The organism is Aeromonas sp. 19NY04SH05-1 (assembly GCF_040581895.1).
Taxonomy (GTDB): Bacteria; Pseudomonadota; Gammaproteobacteria; order Enterobacterales; family Aeromonadaceae; genus Aeromonas; species Aeromonas enteropelogenes.
Genome location: NZ_CP095328.1, coordinates 4,352,835 through 4,372,500, shown reverse-complemented (window position 1 = coordinate 4,372,500; position 19,666 = coordinate 4,352,835). Strand labels below are relative to the sequence as shown.

Below are 19,666 nucleotides of genomic sequence, written 5' to 3'. Positions count from 1 at the left end.
GGAGGTGCAACGCTGAGACACGAGACGAACGCACTACGGTGCGGAAGCCATTGATGCCCTGCTTCCAGGAAAAGCCTCTAAGCTTCAGATTACAAGTCATCGTACCCCAAACCGACACAGGTGGTCGGGTAGAGAATACCAAGGCGCTTGAGAGAACTCGGGTGAAGGAACTAGGCAAAATAGTACCGTAACTTCGGGAGAAGGTACGCTCTTGTTGGTGAAGTCCCTTGCGGATGGAGCTGACGGGAGTCGCAGTGACCAGATGGCTGGGACTGTTTATCAAAAACACAGCACTCTGCAAACACGAAAGTGGACGTATAGGGTGTGACACCTGCCCGGTGCCGGAAGGTTAATTGATGGGGTTAGCGCAAGCGAAGCTCTTGATCGAAGCCCCGGTAAACGGCGGCCGTAACTATAACGGTCCTAAGGTAGCGAAATTCCTTGTCGGGTAAGTTCCGACCTGCACGAATGGTGTAACCATGGCCATGCTGTCTCCACCCGAGACTCAGTGAAATCGAATTCGCCGTGAAGATGCGGTGTACCCGCGGCTAGACGGAAAGACCCCGTGAACCTTTACTACAGCTTGGCACTGAACATTGAACCTACATGTGTAGGATAGGTGGGAGGCTTTGAAGGCGTGACGCCAGTTGCGCTGGAGCCGTCCTTGAAATACCACCCTTGTATGTTTGATGTTCTAACGCAGGCCCCTGAATCGGGGTCGCGGACAGTGCCTGGTGGGTAGTTTGACTGGGGCGGTCTCCTCCCAAAGAGTAACGGAGGAGCACGAAGGTTGGCTAATCCTGGTCGGACATCAGGAGGTTAGTGCAATGGCATAAGCCAGCTTAACTGCGAGACGGACAGGTCGAGCAGGTACGAAAGTAGGTCATAGTGATCCGGTGGTTCTGAATGGAAGGGCCATCGCTCAACGGATAAAAGGTACTCCGGGGATAACAGGCTGATACCGCCCAAGAGTTCATATCGACGGCGGTGTTTGGCACCTCGATGTCGGCTCATCACATCCTGGGGCTGAAGTCGGTCCCAAGGGTATGGCTGTTCGCCATTTAAAGTGGTACGCGAGCTGGGTTCAGAACGTCGTGAGACAGTTCGGTCCCTATCTGCCGTGGGCGTTGGATGATTGAAGGGAGTTGCTCCTAGTACGAGAGGACCGGAGTGAACGAACCTCTGGTGTTCGGGTTGTCACGCCAGTGGCACTGCCCGGTAGCTAAGTTCGGAATCGATAACCGCTGAAAGCATCTAAGCGGGAAGCGAGCCCTGAGATGAGTCATCCCTGACCCCTTGAGGGTCCTAAAGGGCCGTTGGAGACCACAACGTTGATAGGTGGGGTGTGTAAGCGCGGCGACGTGTTGAGCTAACCCATACTAATTACCCGTGAGGCTTAACCATACAACACCCAAGAAGTGTTTCTGGCCTTGTAGCAAGTGCATGAACTACTTATAAATTCAGTGATAATGACAAAGCAAACTAGCTAGGTCGTTATTCACGTCAGCTTTCCAAGATTATTCGGTTCGTCCTGAACCTCACCCTTCGGGCCCGCCTACGGCGGTTTCGATTTGTTCCGGACAAATCGATGAAGAATTTGCCTGGCGGCCATAGCGCCGTGGAACCACCTGAACCCATGCCGAACTCAGAAGTGAAACGCGGTAGCGCCGATGGTAGTGTGGCATTCGCCATGCGAGAGTAGGACACTGCCAGGCACCCAACACGAAACCCCGCTCACTGAGCGGGGTTTTTTATTGCCTGCTATTTAGCGCCTAGGCATCGTCCCTGCTGCGCTCGTCATGGCAGCCTTGCCCGATGTACTGATCCATTCTTGACTCACCGGATACCCTGTGCCGCTTCCGGCTGTGATTCCCCAGTTCCCTCCAGAACGTCAATAATCCATATAAAACATAATGTTATGCTTAGCTATGTATTGAGCTCACAAAACATCAAATGATAATGATTATTGTTCGATCTCCATCGCAATGATCGTTACAATTCGGCCTGATTGATAAGTTGTTCTTCATATGAACCTTATTTATCCCCTTCCTGGCAGGAGACCGGGATGGTGTAACGACTGAAGTAAGGGAATACGCCTCTTTCCTACTTAAACGTTCAGGCCAGAAGATGATAACAGTGAAACCGAACAAGCTTGCCTTGCTGATCTGCTCCACGCTCTCCATGCAGGCCCTTGCCGCCGAGTCCGAAGTGATGGTGGTGACGGCTTCCGGATTCCAGCAGAAAATTGAAGACTCTGCGGCATCAATCTCCGTCATTACCCGTGAACAGCTGGAAAAACGCGCCTATCGCGATGTCACCGATGCGTTGAAGGATGTGCCCGGGGTAGTGATTACAGGCGGAGGCAGCAGTAGCGATATCAGCATCCGCGGCATGGGCTCGAAATACACCCTGATGCTGGTCGATGGCAAGAAGGTAGATAGCCGCGGCACCCGCCCCAACAGCGACGGTCCCGGTATCGAGCAGGGCTGGTTGCCGCCGTTGCAGGCCATCGAGCGGATCGAAGTGGTGCGCGGACCCATGTCTTCCCGTTATGGTTCGGATGCTATGGGCGGCGTCATCAACGTCATCACCCGCAAGACTACTGGCATGGCGTGGCAAGGCTCGGTTCGCGCTGATGCCACCTTCCAGGAGAACAAGGATGCGGGCAACAGCTTCCAGACCGATGCCTACGCCGCCGGCGCCTTGATCGACAATGTGCTTGGGCTGCGCTTCAACGGCCAGCTGGCCCATCGTGATGAAGACAAATTCGCCCAGGGCTTTGCCGAGCAGGAAACCCTCAGCGGCACCGCCGTGCTGAGTTTCAATCCCAACGAGCATAACCGTTTCGATCTGGAGGCCAGTCGCAGCCTGCAGGATCGGGATCGTACCCCGGGCAACTCCGTCGCTGACAATGCCAAGCCCAGCCTCAACCGCTATGAGCGTACCAACTACGCGCTGACACATACCGGCCAGTATGACTTTGGTTCTTCCAGTAGCTACCTGCAGCAGGAGATCAACACCAACCCGGGCCGTCAGATGGAGTTGACCAACACCATATTGGATACCCATACCCAGTTCATTCTGGGGGATCACTATCTGAGCGTCGGTGGCCAGTATCGCTATGAAGATCTGCAGGATCAGGGTAATACCCTGAAGGTGGCGAACCCGGCCAGTGAGCTGACCCGCTGGAGCTGGGCACTGTTTGTCGAGGACGAGTGGTCGCTGACCGAGACGTTTGCCCTGACCGGCGGTGTCCGGATGGATCGGGACCAAAACTACGGTACTCACTGGAGCCCGCGTCTCTATGGGGTATGGCACCTGGATGATGCCTGGACCCTGAAGGGGGGCGTCTCTACCGGCTATCGCTCGCCGGATCTGCGGATGTCTGCAGCCAACTGGGGTCAGGTCACGGGTGGCGGCACTCTGGACGGCATGCTGGTCGGTAATCCGGACCTGAAGCCGGAGACCAGCGTGAGCGAAGAGATCGGCCTGCTGTGGGATGGCGGCCAGGGCCTCAACGCAGGTGTGACCCTGTTCAATACCGACTTCAAGAACAAGATCTCCGAGGTGCGTCGCTGCTCCAGCAAGAATGATCCCGCCTGCACCCTCAATGGTCACAGCTACGACTTCATCAGCGATCGCATCAACGTCGACAAGGCGAACATGCGCGGCGTCGAGAGCATGATGGAGTGGGCGATCAATGAGGATTGGTCGGTCAGCTCCAGCTACACCTTCACCCAGTCCGAACAGAAGAGCGGCCCGCTGGCCGGTCATGCGCTGAACCAGATGCCCCGCCACATGTTCAACGGCAGTGTCGATTGGCAGACCACAGAGGATCTTGGCCTCTGGTCCAGGGTCAACTTCCGTGGCGAAACCTCTGAATACCTGAGCCGGGTCAAGATGGCGGAAGGCACGCCCTCCTACACCTTCTTCGACATGGGTCTGGTCTACAAGGCAAACAAGCACCTGAATGTGACCGCTGGCATCTACAACCTGTTCGACAAGACAGTGGATTACGGCAGCTATGGCACTGTGCTGGATGGCCGTCGTTACAACCTCGGCGTGACCTATAACTTCTGATCCCGAGTGCAACGCAACGGGGTCGCCCTGTGAGGGGCGACCCCGTTTTTTATCTCTGTTTTCTCAATGATGGGCAAATGTTAGAGCGGCAGGCTGATCCTGGCCTCCAGCCCCCCTTGCGGCCGATTTTGCAACGTCAGCTCACCGCCGTGCTGATGCACCAGGGTGCGGGCGATGGAGAGGCCGAGCCCCACACTGCCCGATTCGGTGTTGCGCGCCTCGTCGAGGCGCACGAAGGGCTTGAACACGTCTTCCAGATGCTCCTCATCGATCCCGGGCCCGTTGTCGCAGACCCGGATCAGCAGCTCGTCCCGGGTGCGTTCCAGCGACACCTCGGCGCTGCCGGCATATTTGATGGCGTTGCCAATGAGGTTCTGCAGCACCCGGCGCAAGGTGTTGGCCCGGCAGGCGTAGACCTGCTTGCCTTCGGCCAGACAGGTAACCGGCTGACCGGTATCGGCATAGTCGTCGCACAGGCTCTCCAGCAGGCTGACCAGATCCAGCTCCCGGGTCGCCTCCTGCTGCCCCTCTTCCCGGGCAAAGCTCAGGGTTGCAGCCAGCATCTGTTCCATCTGTTGCAGGGTCTGCTGGATCCGCTCCTTGTCTTCTCCGTCAGCCAGAAATTCGGTACGCAGCCGCAGGCTGGTGATGGGGGTGCGCAGGTCGTGGGAGATGGCCGCCAGCATCCGGGTTCTGTCCTGTACGAAGCGAGCGAGCCGGGTGTGCATCCGGTTAAAGGCCTGGATCGATTCCCGTACCTCGATGGGCCCCTCTTCTTTCAGAGGATCGATGTCCTCACCGCGACCGAGGCGATCGGCATTGGCCGCCAGCTGTTTAAGGGGGCGGGTGGCACGGCGAAACAGCAGCACCATCAGGCCAATTACCAGGCTGGCGACCAGCATCAGGTTGAGGGTGGTCTGCCAGGACCAGCTGCCCGCTTCCTTGTCCACCAGGGAGCTGAACTGCAGCCAGCCCCCTTGGGGCAGCTCGATGGAGCCATAGAGCCGCATGTCCCGTGGCGGCGGCCCCTTGCGATCCCGCATCATGCGGGCGTGGTGCTCCCACGCCTTGCTGCGCTGGGAATCCTGCTTCAGCTCGGCGCTGATCTCGACATCGAGCCCGGCCGGATAGCTGAGGCGGGAGCGAACCAGCTGCTCGAAGCGGGGGCTGCGATTGTCCGGCCGCAAGGGTTCATTCGAGAGACGTAGCAGCAGGGTTTCGCTGCGGCTCGCCTTGAGGATCTCGTCATAGAGCGAAGGGGGGGAGAGGGAGAGCAGGCGCACCACAGAGATGATCCGCTGCATGGCGTTGCGGCTGTTGACGAAGCCGAGCGCCTCCTCCCGATCCGTGCGATAGATCTGGATGCTGAGCAGCTGGATCAGGATCAGCCCGGCCAGCGCCACCAGGATGATCTGGCCGGTCAGCCCCTTGGGCCACAAACCAGAGCCAAGTCGCTTGAAGGCGGCCATCAGCTTATACCTGCGTCACATCGGCGGAGAACATATAGCCTCCACCCCAGATGGTCTTGATGAGTTCGGGATTCTTGGGATCCCGCTCCAGCTTGCGGCGCAGCCGGCTCACCAGGGTGTCGATGGCGCGATCAAACGCCACCGCCTCGCGTCCGCGGGCAAGATCCAGCAGTTGATCCCGACTCAGTACCCGTTGCGGTCGCTCCAGAAACACCTTGAGCAGATCGAACTCGGCGGTGGAGAGGCTCAGCCCCACGCCATCCTCGTCGACCAGCTCCCGGCGGTTGATGTCGAGCAGCCAGCGATCGAAGCGCAGATCCCGGGTCAGGGTCTCGGGCGAGGGCTGGGTGTCGGCCTGGGTGCGGCGCATCACCGCCTTGATCCTGGCCAGCAACTCGCGCGGGTTGAACGGCTTGGCCAGATAGTCATCGGCCCCCATCTCCAGCCCTATGATGCGGTCAGTCTCTTCGCCCATGGCGGTGAGCATGATGATGGGCATGTTGGATTTCACCCTCAGTTCGCGGCAGAGGGTCAGGCCATCCTCACCCGGCATCATCAGATCCAGCACCAGCAGATCGAACTCGCGCTCCTCCAGCAGCCGCTTCATCTCCTTGCCGTCCCGGGCGCAGCTGACCCGCAGGCCATGCTGTTCCAGAAAACGCTTGAGGAGATCGCGGATCTCGCTGTGATCGTCGACGACCAGGATGTGGGTGCTGCCTTGATTCATGACTGCCTCTCTTGCTTGGAGTTGGCTCGAGTATACGGAAATCCCTTGCAGGGTTTGTGTCAAAGTGTGCCAGATCAGCAAGATGCCACACTCTGCTACAAAAAAGGGTGATACTGGCAAAGTTCAGACACCAGAGGGGTGTTTACTTGAGGGCAAGGCAAGAGTGCCGAACCCGATTCATCCCGAGAGGAGATAGACCATGAAAAAGCTGACCAAAACCCTGCTGACCGCTACCCTGATCCTCGGCCTGCCGCTGGGTGCCTATGCTGCCAGTGAAGCAACTCCGACCGCTCAACCGGGTCCCATGGTGGACTGCCCGATGGATGGCAGCGGCATGATGGGTGGCAAGCACCACGGTGGTCGTCACGACCGCATGGCCCGCATGCAGAACATGACCCCGGAGCAGATCCAGGCCAACCTGCAGCAACGTTATGATCGCATCGAGGATCCGGCCAAGAAGGCCGAGTTTATCAAGAACCTCGGCGAGCGTGCCAACGGCATGGCCAAGCATGCCGAAGCGATGAAACAGTTCGCCGAGGCGAACCAGTAAGCGCCATCACCGACAGCCAGTCGTAAAGAGGGGTGCCTGAGGCTCCCCTTTCTCGTTTTTGCCAGCGCTACTGCCCCTATTGCGTCTGGAACAGTTTGGGGATCTCCCGCACCAGCCAGCTCTTGGCCTTGCCCATGGTATCGCGGCGCCAGGCCAGCACCACCTGCAGCTGATGGCGATACTCGGGGCAGATCACCTTGAGTCGTCCCGCCTTGATGTCCTCCTCGATCCAGCTTTGCGGCATGGTGCCGACCCCAATCCCAGCCAGCAGGGCATCCCGCTTCTCGCTCATGGAGCTGACGGTGAGGCGTGGCTGCTTGTCGAGCAGACGGTAGGTAAGCACCGGCTTGCGCAGCGCCGTATCGGCCACCGCGATGGCGCGGTAACGGCGCAGGGTTTCGTCCGCCAGGGGCTCGGCTTCCTGGTGCAGGGGGTGGTCCGGGTGGGCGACGTAGAGCATCACCTCCTCCCTGAGCAGCTGGTGCTTGATGCCGGTCATCATGATGTCGGGATTGAGGGAGGAGATGAGCAGATCGGCGCGGCTATCCTCCAGACACTCCCAGCTGCCCGCCAGCACCTCGGCCCGCAGCCGCAGTCGGGTGTCGGTCAGCTCGGCCAGCCGTTCCACCAGGGGATAGAGCGCCTGCACCGGCACCAGCGCATCGACGGCGATGGTGATGTCGGTCTCCCAGCCACGGGCCAGGGCCCGGGTCTCGCCCACCAGATGCTCGGCTGCTTCCAAGAGCACCCGGCCCCGTTCCAGCAGCATGCGACCGGCCGGGGTGAATTTGGTTCTGTGGCCGCTGCGGTCGAACAGCATGGCGTCCAGCTCGTCTTCCAGCTTCTGTACCGTGTAGCTGAGCGCCGAGGGCACCTTGCCCAGCTCGTCGGCCGCCGCCGCAAAGCTGCCGCGGCGATCGATGGCGTCCAGCACCCGGATCGCCTCCAGGGTCAGCGCCCGTTCCTTGTTCAGTTCCTTGGCCATAGCCTGCCTTCAATTTTTTTGAATATGTTTGCCAGTTTATCTCGCTAACAAGTTAGGCCAGGCAACTTTAATATTCAATCAACGCTTAGGCAGGAACGCCAAGTGGCCAAATAAAAGGTAGTTCAGTGCTGTGACAGCCCCAAAGGGCACGTCAGACGTCGGTGAAAGAACAACATACTATTTGAATGACCTCTTGCATGGATGCATTGATTCGGGCCAAAGCGGCCTTGGCAATGACATATAAAACAAGAGAGTGAACATGAAAAACGTAATCAAGATGCTGGCCGTTGCAGGCCTGATGACCGCAGGTGTAGCTCAGGCTTCCGTGCCGGCTGACTTCAACGCCACCCCGGGCGTGCTGTTTGTAAACTGGCATGCGAGTGCGGCGATGGATGGCAAGGCCAACCCCATGCTGGAGGTGCGCGATCAGTCCGGTGATCTGCTGGCTTCCGTCCACGCCAGTCTGGTCGGCACCCAGCAGGTGAAGATCCCGAGCCGCACCCAGGGCAACCTGACCGTCAGCCTGGCCGGTGACAGCAGCGAGTACCGTATTCCGTTCGGCATCGGCGGTGGCAACCCCCGCTAAGGCGAACCTTCAGAGATGAGGAGCACATCATGATGCAATTGAGAGCCGCAGAGGCGCGGGGCAAGGCCAACTTTGGCTGGCTGGATGCGCGCCACAGTTTTTCGTTCGGGCACTACTATGACCCGGAGTGGATGGGCCACTCGGTCCTGCGGGTCATCAATCAGGATCTGGTGTCGCCGGGTGGCGGTTTCGCCACCCATCCTCACGCCAACATGGAGATCCTGACTTGCGTGCTGACCGGCACCATAGAGCACAAGGACAGCCTCGGCCATGCCGAGCAGATCCCGGCCGGGGATTTCCAGTTGATGAGCGCAGGCAGCGGGATCCGTCACAGCGAGTACAACCCCTCGCAGAGCGAGCCGCTCTCCCTGTTGCAGATCTGGATCGAGCCGAACGAATACGATACGCCCCCCGGCTATCAGCAGAAGAAGATAGAGGCCAGGCCCGGCATGACGCTGGTGGCGTCACCGGATGGCGAGGATGGATCTTTCAGGATCCGCCAGCAGGCCCGGGTCTGGCGCGTGCAGCTTGAGCCCGGTGAATCCCTCACCTGGGAGCTGGCCGGTCGGCACGGTTACCTGCAGATGATTTCAGGGGAGTTGACCGCCAACGGTCTGGCTGCCCGACCCGGCGACGGGGTGCTCAGTCGTGATGAATCAAGTTGGGAGCTGGTGGCAACAAGTGCCACTCAGGGCCTGTTATTTGACCTACCCTGAAGTTGCCAGCTCTGATGCGGCGTGAACAAGGAGATTGAGATGGACAAGATGAAAGATGTGGCACTGCTGGTGGGTCGCGTACTGCTGGCGCTGATGTTTGTGATGGCGGGCTGGAGCAAGATCGGTGGTTATGCCGGTACCCAGGGCTATATGGAGGCCATGGGCGTGCCCGGTTTCCTGTTGCCGCTGGTGATCCTGCTGGAGCTGGGTGGTGGCCTCGCCATCATGCTGGGCCTGTTCACCCGCAGCCTCTCGGTGCTGATGGCCGGTTTCACCCTGATGGCCGCCTTCATCTTCCACTATCAACCGGCTGATCAGATGCAGATGTTGATGTTCATGAAGAACATCTCGGTCGCCGGTGGTTTCCTGGCCCTGGCGGCGGCAGGTGCAGGCGCTTTCAGCCTGGATGCCCGCCTTGGCAAGAGTTGGTAATGCCCTGACAGTTCGAGTTTTCCAATGCTTTTTGGCCGGAGCCCATGCTCCGGCTTTTTTATGCCCGCCACCTACGCCTTTTTGCCATTCGTGATGACGACGTGATCGGCGGCAACAAGTGCCTTTTGCATCTTCCTCCCCGATCCCCGACAATCCCAATTCTTGTTGAAGTGGCGGGGATCTTTGAGGTTTTCCCGCGCTGACCCCTCTTTTGCACTGGCGGGAATTGCCCATGTTTACCCTCTACCACTCCAATCAGCTGGATCTGCTCAAAGAGTTGCTGGTGAGCCGCATCCGGCAGACCCCCCTCGCTCACCCCTTCGAGCGGGAACAGATCCTGGTGCAGAGCCCGGGCATGGCCCAGTGGCTCAAGCTGGAGCTGGCCAAAGCCTTCGGCATTGCCGCCAATATCGACTTCCCGCTGCCCGCCAGCTTTATCTGGGAAATGTTCACCCGGGTGCTGGCGGACGTGCCTCGTCAGAGCCCTTACAACAAGGGATCCATGAGCTGGCAGCTGATGACCATCTTGCCCGCCCTGCTTGACCGCCCCGCCTTTGCGCCGCTGGCCGCCTATCTGGGGAGTGGGGATGATGCGGATCCTGCCCCGGATTCCGCCAAGGCGCCCGAGCAGGTGCGGCTATGGCAGCTCTGCCAGAAGGTGGCGGATCTGTTTGACCAGTATCTGGTCTATCGGCCGGACTGGATCGCCCGCTGGGAACAGGGGGAGGGATTGAGCCAGGAGCTGGCCGGGGTGAGCGGTCAGGATTGGCAGCCGGAGCTCTGGCGCGAGCTGGTGGCCCGCACCCTGGCGCTCGCCCCCAGCGGCTACCACCGTGCCAACCTCTACGAGGAGTTCATCCACGAGCTGGAGCGCACCCCGGATCTGCCGGGCAAACTGCCCCGGCGGGTCTTCGTGTTCGGCATCTCGGCGCTGCCGCCGCGCTATGTGGAGGCGCTGCTGGCCCTCGGCAGCCGGGATGAGGTGGAGGTGCATCTCTTCGTCACCAACCCTTGCCGCTACTACTGGGGGGACTTGCTCGATCGCAAGACCCTGGCGCGCCTTCAAAACAAGCTCAAACCCGGCACCGATCTCGAGACCCTGCAGGGCCCCGCCAACCCGCTGCTTGCCTCCATGGGCAAGCTGGGGCGCGACTACCTGCACCAGCTGATGGAGCTGGAGGTGCCGCAAATCGAGGCCTTTGTCGATATCGATGACACCAGCTTGCTGCGCGCCATCCAGAAAGATGTGTTGGAGCTGGCCGAACGGGGGGCTGGCGAATTCAGTCTCGATGCCAGCCACCACAAGAGCCCCATCAGCCCGGCGGACGGCTCCCTGCAGATCCACGCCTGTCACGGCCCGATGCGCGAGCTCGAGGTGCTGCACGACCGCCTGCTGGCGCTGTTCGAGCAGGACCCCACCCTCACCCCGAAAGACGTGGTGGTGATGATGCCGGATGTGAACAGCTACGGCCCCTATATCCAGGCGGTGTTCGGGGCGCGGGGCCAGATCCCCTTCGCGGTGTCGGACCGGGCGGCGAGCCAGGAGAGCCCGCTGCTGCAGAGCTTCCTCGCCCTGCTGAGATTGCCCAACGCCCGGCTGGGGGCCGGCGAGCTGCTCGCCATCCTCGAGGTGCCCGCCGTGCTGCGCCGCTTCGAGCTCGATGACGACGAGTTCAACCAGCTGCGGCGCTGGGTGCAGGAGACCGGCATCCGCTGGGGGCTGGATGACGGCTACCCGGAGCGCTTCGATCTGCCGCGCCTCTCTGGCAACAGCTGGCTGTTCGGCCTGCGCCGCATGCTGCTCGGCTTTGCCATGGGGGATGGCGAACCGGTGGCCGGCATTTTGCCCTATGCCGATATCGAGGGGCAGCAGGGGCTGGCCCTCGGCAAGCTCGCCTGGTTCGTCGACTCCCTGGCGGAATTTCTGCCCCGCCTGCAACAGGCGCAGTCGCTGCCCGAGTGGATCGCCTGCCTCAACGAACTGCTGGAGCGCTTCTATCAGGCCGACGAGGATGAGGAGCGCCAGCTGCAGCTTATTCGCAGCCAGCTGGCTGACTGGCTCGCCCAGCTCGGCGAAGCCCGTTTCGAGCAACCCATCAGCGCGGATCTGCTACAGGATTACCTCGGCAGCGTGCTGGGGGAGTCCCGCTCCAGCCAGCGCTTCCTCGCCGGTCAGGTCAACTTTTGCACCCTGATGCCGATGCGCTCCATCCCCTTCAAACAGGTCTGCCTGCTCGGCATGAACGACGGCGTCTACCCGCGCACCCTGCCCCCCATGGGGTTTGACCTGATGGCGGTGGCGGGCCGGCGCGGGGATCGCTCGCGCCGCGATGACGATCGCTATCTCTTCCTCGAGGCGCTGCTCAGTGCCCAGCAGGGGCTCTATATCAGCTATCAGGGCTTCAGCGCCCAGGACAACAGCGAGAAGGTGCCTTCTGTGCTGCTGGCCGAACTCATCGACTATGTGCGTCAGGGCTTCGTGCTGGCGGGGGATGAGGGCCTAGATGACGAAACGTCCGGCAAGCGGCTGCTCGAACACCTGATCGTCGAACACCCGCTCACCCCCTACAGCCGCAGCTACTTCTATCCAGAGGCGGATTCCGGCCTCTTCACCTATGCCGCCGACTGGCTGCCGGCCCTGAGCCCAGAGCGCGGGGCCGCCAACTTCCAGAGCGGCGAGTTGCCGCTGCCACCCGAATGGGGCAAGGAGCAGGGGCTGGAGCTGGCGGAGCTGCTGCGCTTCTATCGCCAGCCCGCCAAGTATTTCCTCAACCGCCGCCTCAAGGTGTGGTTCGAGCTGGACGAGGCCGAGATCGAGGACAGCGAGCCGTTCGAGCTGGACGGCCTGCAGCACTACCAGCTCAAGGCGCTGCTGCTCGATGCCCATCTGGCACAGGGGGAAAGCGAGGAGCGTCGCCAGCGCTTGCAGCTCTCCGGCCTGCTGCCCCAGGGCTGGTTCGGCAGCCTGCTGCTGGATGATCTGGACGCCGAGATGGGCAAGCTGGCGGCGCGCCTGCGCCCCTGGGTTGCGGCCAATGAGGCGGACAAACAGGCGGTGGAGATCGATATCTCCCTGACCCAGGGCCAGCTGCAGGGGTGGATCGACACCCAGAAGGGACGCTTGCTGGTGGTCAAACCCGGCAGCTTCAACGGCAAGGATCTGCTGCTGGGCTGGATCCAGCACCTCTGCCTCTCATTGAGCTGCGCCCCCGGCGACACCCTGCTGTTTGACGCCAAGCAGAGCCTGCGACTGGCCAGGCTCCCGGCTGATGAAGCCCGCCCCAGACTGGCGGCGCTGGTGGCGCTCTGGACCCAGGGGATGAAGCGGCCGCTGCCGTTTTTCCCGAGCACTGCCTGGGAGTGGATCAAGGGGATCGAGAAGGATCCGGAGAAACCGGAGGCCGCCGACAAGGCGGCACTCGCCCGCTTCAACGGCGGCTACATAGTGACGGGGGAGGGGCAGGACGTCTACGTCGCCCGCTGCTTCCCGGAACTCGATGACGAGGTGCTGGCCCAGCTGCAGGCGCTGGCCCGCGAACACCTGACCCCGCTGATCAAGGCGCTGGAGGAGTTGCAATAATGGCTAACCCGCTCAATACCCTGCGTTTTCCCCTCCATGGCGAGCGGCTGATCGAGGCCTCCGCCGGCACCGGCAAGACCTACACCATCGCTGGCCTCTATCTACGTCTGCTGCTGGGTCACGGCCCGCTCATCGAAGAAGGGGAAGACGCCGGTCAGCCCAGTGCCCACGAGCGGCCGCTGTCGGTGACCGAGATCCTGGTGGTGACCTTTACCGAGGCGGCCACCGCCGAGCTGCGCGGGCGGATCCGTGGCCGCATCCACGAGGCGCGCCTCGCCTTTATGCGAGGGCAAAGCACGGATGCCCTGCTGGCCCAGCTGCTGGAGGAGGTGGAGGATCACGAGCTGGCGGCCCGCCGCCTGCTGGCCGCCGAGCGGCAGATGGACGAGGCGGCCGTCTTCACCATCCACGGCTTCTGCCAGCGGATGCTGAAACAGAACGCCTTCGAGTCGGGCGCCCTCTTCGAGACCGAATTTCTCACCGACGACAGCCAGCTCAGGCTGCAGGCGGTGAGCGACTACTGGCGCGCCGAGTTCTATCCGGTGGATAAAACCCTGGCGAGCGCGGTGCGCGCGCTCTGGCCAAGCCCGGCGGCCCTGCTGCGGGAGATGAACGGCTGGCTCGACAACAGCGAACTGGAGATGCGCCCGCCGGCGGGGGACGAGACCCTGGCGGCCCGTCATCAGGCGGCCATGGCCCGCATTGAGGCGGTGAAGCTCGAGTGGCTGGCGCAGGTGGACGAGATCCGCCGTCAGACCGACGGCCACATCAGCCGCTACACCGGCAAGAACTACGAGGGGTGGCTCGCCAAGATAGCCGACTGGGCGCAGGACGAGGCAAGCGGCTACGCCATCCCCAAGGAGCTGGATCGCTTCGGCCAGACGGTGCTGGAGGCGAACCTCAAGAAGGGGGGCGAGCTGCCAACCCTGCCGCTGTTCAGCGAGATCGACGCGCTGCTGGCGAGCCGCCCCGGCATCCGCGATCTTATCCTGCAGCGGGCCGCCGTGGTGGTGCGCAGCCGGATGCAGGCCAGCAAGCGCCAGGCTCATCAACTCTCGTTCGACGATCTGCTCAAAGACCTCGACGGCGCGCTGGGTTCTAGCCTTGGCGAGCGGCTCTGCGATCGCATTCGCACCACCTACCGGGTCGCCATGATCGATGAATTCCAGGATACCGACCCCCAGCAGTACCGTATCTTCCACCGGCTCTATGGCGGCCATAAAGACACGGCGCTGTTGATGATCGGTGACCCCAAGCAGGCCATCTACGGCTTTCGTGGCGCCGACATCTTCACCTACATTCAGGCGCGGCGAAATGTGAGCGCCCACTACACCTTGGGGCGCAACTGGCGTTCCAGCGGCGCCCTGGTGGCGGCGGTCAACGGTCTGTTCGAGCGAGCCAAGGATCCTTTTATCTACGAGGCGGATATCCCCTTCCTGCCGGTGGAGGCGCAGGGCAAGAGCAAGGCGCTACTGCTGGAGGGCGACACCGCCCCCGTGCTGCACTGCTGGCAGCTCACCGGCCAGCCCACCTTCAACCGGGGGGATTACCAGGGCAAGATGGCCCGCGCCACGGCGGCGGAGATCCACCGCCTGCTGACCCTGGCCCGCGAGGGCAAGGCGCTGATCGGCAGTGAGCCGGTCAAAGCCGGGGATATCGCCGTGCTGGTGCGCACCGGCGCCGAGGGCAAGCTGGTGCAGCAGGAGCTGGCACGCCTCGCCATCGCCTCGGTGTATCTGTCGAATCGCGAGAGCGTGCTGGAACAGGTGGAGGCGCGGGAGATCTTGCTCATCCTGCACGCCTGCCAGAACCCGAGTGAGGAGAGAAGTTTGCGGGCGGCGCTCGCCACCGGCCTGTTCGATCTCGACGCCAAGGCCCTCGACGAGCTTGCCTCCGACGAGCGGGCCTGGGAGAGCGCGGTGCAGGAGTTTATGGAGTACCGCAAGGTCTGGCACAAGCGCGGTGTGCTGGCCATGCTGCGGGCCCTGCTGCACAGGCGCAATCTCGCCGCATCGCTTTTGGCGAGCCCCTACGGGGAGCGGCGGCTGACCAACTTCCTTCATCTGGGGGAGCTGCTCCAGCAAGTGAGCAGCGAGCTGGACGGCGAATACGCCCTGCTGCGCTGGCTGGGGGAGGCGGTGAACCGCCAGAGCGGCCAGGATGCTGAGCAGATACTTCGCCTGGAGTCCGAGCGCAAACTGGTGCAGATCGTCACCATCCACAAATCCAAGGGGCTGGAGTACCCGCTGGTGTTCCTCCCCTTTATCTGCAGCCACCGCAGCGCCGACACCCCGCTCTATCACGAGGCCGATGAGGAGGGCAATCGCACCATCCTCGATCTCACCGGCGCCGAGGATTCCCTGGCAGAGGCCGACAAGGAGCGCCTTGCCGAGGATCTGCGCCTGCTCTACGTGGCGCTGACCCGGGGCGTCTACGCCACCTGGCTGGGGCTGGCGCCGGTGCGCTCCGGCAATGGCAAGTCGGAGAAGACCGACCTGCACCAGACTGCCATCGGCTACCTGCTGCAAAAGGGGGAGGAGGGGGACGCCGCGACCCTGGCCACCGCCCTCAGTGCGCTTGCTGAAGATCTGCCCGGAGTGGCCGTCGGTGAGCCCTCGCTCACCCGCCCGGCCCCGCTTCCACCAGAAGAGGAGCAACTGGGCGAGCCCCGGGTGCGCCGCTTTGGCGGCACCCTTGAGCGGGACTGGTGGATCAGCTCCTACTCCGGTCTCGCGGCCCAGGGCCACGGTCACAGCAAGGGGGTGCTGGCCAACCCCGGCTTCGATGACGAGGTGGTCACCGAGGCGGCCGCGCTGGCTGCCGAAGAGCCAGTGCAGGCGCCCCAGCCCTCCATCTTCACCTTCCCGAAGGGGGCGCGCCCCGGCACATTGCTGCACAGCCTGTTCGAGACCATCGACTTTGAGAGTGCCGCAGGCGAGCCGCTGGCACAGCATATCGCCACCCTGCTGGCGCAGGATGGCTTCGACGAGAGCTGGGCCCAAGTGCTGCAACAGCAGGTGGAGGCGGTGCTGGATACCCCGCTTGAAACCGGCTTTGGCGAGCCGGTGCGGCTGCGGGATCTGGCCCCCGAGCGCAAGCAGGTGGAGCTGGAGTTCTTCCTGCCCATGGGGCGGGTGACGGCACCTGCGCTGACCGCGCTCTGCCAGCAGCACGACCCGCTGTCGCGGGGCAACAAGCCGCTCAGCTTCGCCACCGTGCAGGGGATGCTCAAGGGCTTTATCGACCTGGTGTTCGAGTGGCAGGGGCGCTGGTATCTGCTCGACTACAAGTCGAACCACCTCGGCATGAGCCCGGCCGACTACAGCCGGCCGGCGCTGGAGCAGGCCATGGTGGAGCATCGCTACGACCTGCAATACCAGCTCTACTCCCTGGCGCTGCACCGGCTGCTCGCCCTGCGCCTGCCGGGTTACGACTTCGACCAGCACTTTGGCGGGGTCTTCTATCTGTTCCTGCGTGGCATGCCACAGGGTGGGATCTTCCATACCCAGCCCAGCCGTGAGCTGGTGCTGGGGCTGGATCGGCTGTTTAGCGAGGGGGCGGCGCCAGCCCTCGCACAAGTTTCGGATAACGGGGTAGAAGCATGAAGAGCGCAATGATGATCGAACGGCTCAAGGCCCTGGCGCTGGCGGGGCGCATCCGCCAGCTGGATCTGCAATTTGCCAAGCTGGTGGCCGACCTTGGCGGCGGCCCCGAGCTGGTGCTGGGGGCGGCGCTCGCCTGCTTCGAACTGGGGCGCGGCCATGTTTGCCTGCCGCTGGAGATGCTCTCTGCCGGATCCTTGCGCCCGTTCGGGCTGGATCCGGATCAGGGCCGGGATCTGCTGGCCGATCTGGCGGATCCTGCGAGCTGGCCCGCCCTGTTTGCGGCAAGCCCGCTGGTTGGCAGCGAACAGGATGAGGGGCTCGCCCCGCGCTGGCCGCTGCGGCTTTGGCACGGCCGCCTCTACCTCACCCGCTACCACGATCACGAGCAAGGGGTGGCCCGCCATCTGCGTGCGTTAAGCGAGAGGGCCGAATGGCCGGAGATCGCCCCGGCCCTGTCGCGCCTCTTTGCCCGCGACTACGGGCTGGTGTTCGCGGCCCTGCTCAAGGCCCGCCTCGCCCCGGATTTTTCGGCCCGCCACTTTATCGAGAAGTATCTGGATCTGGTGTTCCTGCAAGAAGTGGAGTGGCCCGCCATCGAGGCGCTGCTGGCCAGCGCCCAGGCGGCCAGCGATTTGAGCAAACTGGATGCACTGGTGCCCGAGGCGCTCTGCTGCAACGGCCAGAAGCTGGCGGCGGCCACCGCCGCGGCGCGCCCCTTTGCGGTGATTTCGGGTGGCCCCGGCACCGGCAAGACCACGACTGTGGCCAAGCTGCTGGCCATTCTGGTGGAGACCGGCCTGCAAGCGGGCAAGGCCCCGGCGATCCGGCTGGTGGCCCCCACCGGCAAGGCGGCGGCGCGTCTGACCGAGAGTATCGGCTCTGCCCTGCAGGCGCTGGACTTGCCCCCTGAGTGGGTCGAAGCCATCCCCACCGAGGCGGGCACCCTGCACCGGCTGCTCGGGGTGATCCCGGGGCGCAGCCAGTTCCGCCACCACAAAGGCAACCCGCTGCACCTCGACCTGCTGGTGGTGGATGAAGCCTCCATGGTGGACCTGCCGATGATGGCGCGCCTGCTGGACGCGCTGCCAAGCCACGCTCGCCTCATCCTGCTCGGCGACAAGGATCAGCTCGCCTCGGTGGAGGCGGGGGCCGTGCTCGGCGATATCTGCAGCTTTATCGAACAGGGCATCAGCCCCGCGCAGGCGGACTGGCTCTCCCGCCAGACCGGCTATCGCCTGCAGGGCACGCCTGCAGGGGCCCCGGTGCGTGACAGCCTCTGTTTGCTCTCCAAGAGCTGGCGCTTCGATCAGCACTCCGGCATCGGCCAGCTGGCGCGCGCCTGCAACGGCGGCGATGCGGCGGCGGTGGAATCGGTCTGGGGCATGGGATTTGCCGATATCAGCCTGCACCCCTGGGCGGGGGAGGCCTACGACGCCCTGATTGCCCAGGGGGTGGCCGGTTACGGCAGCTATCTGAAGGCGGCCCGCGCGGGGGAGGCGCCCGCCGCCGTGTTCAAGGCGTTCAACGGCTTTCAGATCCTCTGCGCCCTGCGCGATGGCCCGTTTGGGGTCGAGGGGCTCAACGAGCGGCTGGAACTGGCCCTGTCACGGGCTGGCCTGATTGCCCGCGATGGCGACTGGTATGCCGGTCGCCCTGTGATGGTGGTGCGTAACGACCACGGCGTCGGCCTCTACAACGGCGATATGGGGCTCTGCCTGCCCGATGAAAGCGGGCGGCTAAAGGTCTGGTTTGAGCAGCCGGACGGCACCCTGCGGGCGCTTTTACCCAGCCGGCTGCCACCTCACGAGACCGTCTACGCCATGACCATCCACAAGTCCCAGGGCTCGGAGTTTGTCCATACCGTGCTGGTGCTGCCCGACAGCCCCAGCCCGCTGCTGACCCGCGAGCTGGTCTATACCGGCATCACCCGTGCCAAGGCGAAACTCGACCTCTACGGCGACCGCGCCCTGTTGGCACAGGCAGTGCGGAAAAAGACCGAGCGGTATTCCGGATTGGCGGAGAGGTTGGGGGAATGATTGGACGGCGGTAAAGGGAGATTGCTGTTGTCTAATCATCTTTCTACATACCGAATATTGTGGTATGAGGAAATAGTGTTGGAGAAATATATATGAAGGGTAATGCTTTGGACATGCTTTCCGAGGTAGGTGAGTTTACCTTGGATTATTTTTTAAAAGAGGGGGTTCTCAAGGATTTTCCTCTCATTGGCTCTGTGCTTAAAATACTCCAAGCAGGAAATGACATATCTAATCTTATCTTTGCGAAAAAATTGCAAGCATTTATCAGTAAGTTAAATGAACATGACATCACCGCTGTTGACGAAAACATTTTAGATAAAGAAAAGCTGAGTGAGCTTGGATGTGAGCTGATCTTCATTATTGATAATGCTCAGAACGTTAATAGGGCAGAATGGCTTGCTCAAGCGGTGATTGGCTTGAGTGAGAAACGATATGATGTAGATACATTCCAGCGTCTAATAAATGTAATTCAAAGATATAGCCCGCCTCTTTCTAAATGCATGGGGTCATATTATGCTGATATCTCGATGGGATTTGATGAGGACTATCAATATGAGCTTTCAAACTTAGGTTTACTAAAACATAATCCGATATATATAACGCAATATCATGTAACTAACTTAGGCAAGGCTATGTGGTATGTCCTAGAAAAATCTGGTGAAATAGAAAGATTGTCAAAAAACAAATAACATCTCGTATGTTGGGCTTCGCAGGTTCAGCACCAACTTACCGATTGTGTAAGTTGTGGTTGAGCGCAGCGAAGCCCAACGTTTTCCATGTGATTTCTTTTTCCAATCCCTCATCCCCAGCCCTTCTCCTCCTTCTTTAATAAACGGGAGAAGGGAGATTTGTCCTCCTTGGATATGATTCGGATCATTGGTTTATTGGGAATTTGTAGGT

At 61.7% G+C, this 19,666-nt stretch carries 12 protein-coding genes and 2 rRNA genes (1 of these 14 running past the window's edge); 11 read left to right on the top strand and 3 right to left on the bottom strand.

Features of this window, described 5'->3' with window-relative positions; translation table 11 throughout:
• From MRK42_RS20155 to MRK42_RS20145, 3 genes are all read left to right on the top strand, one after another.
• Positions 1 to 1,404, top strand: a 23S ribosomal RNA gene (locus MRK42_RS20155) (it extends 1,485 nt beyond the left edge of the window).
• 196 nt (positions 1,405 to 1,600) lie between these two features.
• Positions 1,601 to 1,715, top strand: a 5S ribosomal RNA gene (gene rrf / locus MRK42_RS20150).
• Positions 1,716 to 2,127: 412 nt separating this feature from the next.
• Positions 2,128 to 4,080, top strand: a complete 1,953-nt coding sequence (locus tag MRK42_RS20145) for a ligand-gated channel protein (protein ID WP_354688602.1) — start codon at positions 2,128 to 2,130, stop codon at positions 4,078 to 4,080.
• Between the two features lie 80 nt (positions 4,081 to 4,160).
• Here the strand turns inward: MRK42_RS20145 and MRK42_RS20140 are convergent, their stop codons facing one another.
• Together MRK42_RS20140 and MRK42_RS20135 are read right to left on the bottom strand one after the other, a co-directional pair.
• Positions 4,161 to 5,549, bottom strand: a complete 1,389-nt coding sequence (locus MRK42_RS20140; RefSeq protein WP_042070991.1) for an ATP-binding protein — start codon at positions 5,547 to 5,549, stop codon at positions 4,161 to 4,163.
• A 4-nt stretch (positions 5,550 to 5,553) separates the two neighbouring features.
• The gene (locus tag MRK42_RS20135; protein ID WP_042024967.1) at positions 5,554 to 6,276 is read right to left on the bottom strand and encodes a response regulator; all 723 of its coding nucleotides are present in this window, start codon (positions 6,274 to 6,276) and stop codon (positions 5,554 to 5,556) included.
• 199 nt (positions 6,277 to 6,475) lie between these two features.
• Between MRK42_RS20135 and MRK42_RS20130 the strand changes: the two genes are divergently transcribed.
• The gene (locus tag MRK42_RS20130) at positions 6,476 to 6,826 is read left to right on the top strand and encodes a hypothetical protein (RefSeq protein WP_026456756.1); all 351 of its coding nucleotides are present in this window, start codon (positions 6,476 to 6,478) and stop codon (positions 6,824 to 6,826) included.
• A 76-nt stretch (positions 6,827 to 6,902) separates the two neighbouring features.
• Here the strand turns inward: MRK42_RS20130 and MRK42_RS20125 are convergent, their stop codons facing one another.
• The gene (locus tag MRK42_RS20125; RefSeq protein ID WP_026456757.1) at positions 6,903 to 7,811 is read right to left on the bottom strand and encodes a LysR family transcriptional regulator; all 909 of its coding nucleotides are present in this window, start codon (positions 7,809 to 7,811) and stop codon (positions 6,903 to 6,905) included.
• 253 nt (positions 7,812 to 8,064) lie between these two features.
• Between MRK42_RS20125 and MRK42_RS20120 the strand changes: the two genes are divergently transcribed.
• The 7 genes from MRK42_RS20120 to MRK42_RS20090 all read left to right on the top strand — a co-directional run bounded on the left by MRK42_RS20120 (position 8,065) and on the right by MRK42_RS20090 (position 19,455).
• On the top strand, positions 8,065 to 8,397 hold the full coding sequence (locus MRK42_RS20120) for a hypothetical protein (protein ID WP_225633827.1): 333 nt from the start codon (positions 8,065 to 8,067) through the stop codon (positions 8,395 to 8,397).
• Positions 8,398 to 8,426: 29 nt separating this feature from the next.
• Entirely contained in the window at positions 8,427 to 9,113 is a 687-nt protein-coding gene (locus MRK42_RS20115; protein ID WP_354688601.1) for a pirin family protein, read from the top strand.
• A 39-nt stretch (positions 9,114 to 9,152) separates the two neighbouring features.
• On the top strand, positions 9,153 to 9,545 hold the full coding sequence (locus MRK42_RS20110; protein WP_042070987.1) for a DoxX family protein: 393 nt from the start codon (positions 9,153 to 9,155) through the stop codon (positions 9,543 to 9,545).
• A 232-nt stretch (positions 9,546 to 9,777) separates the two neighbouring features.
• Entirely contained in the window at positions 9,778 to 13,125 is a 3,348-nt protein-coding gene (gene recC / locus MRK42_RS20105; RefSeq protein WP_354688600.1) for an exodeoxyribonuclease V subunit gamma, read from the top strand.
• Positions 13,125 to 16,730, top strand: coding sequence for an exodeoxyribonuclease V subunit beta (recB, locus tag MRK42_RS20100; RefSeq protein WP_354688599.1), 3,606 nt, complete (start codon positions 13,125 to 13,127; stop codon positions 16,728 to 16,730). The genes recC and recB overlap by 1 nt, the downstream gene beginning before the upstream one ends.
• Positions 16,727 to 18,766: an exodeoxyribonuclease V subunit alpha gene (gene recD / locus MRK42_RS20095; protein WP_354688598.1), complete on the top strand. Its 2,040-nt coding sequence runs from the start codon at positions 16,727 to 16,729 to the stop codon at positions 18,764 to 18,766. Before recB ends, recD begins: the two co-directional genes overlap by 4 nt.
• Positions 18,767 to 18,858: 92 nt before the next feature.
• Entirely contained in the window at positions 18,859 to 19,455 is a 597-nt protein-coding gene (locus tag MRK42_RS20090; protein ID WP_268855508.1) for a hypothetical protein, read from the top strand.
• The last annotated feature ends 211 nt before the right edge of the window (positions 19,456 to 19,666 follow it).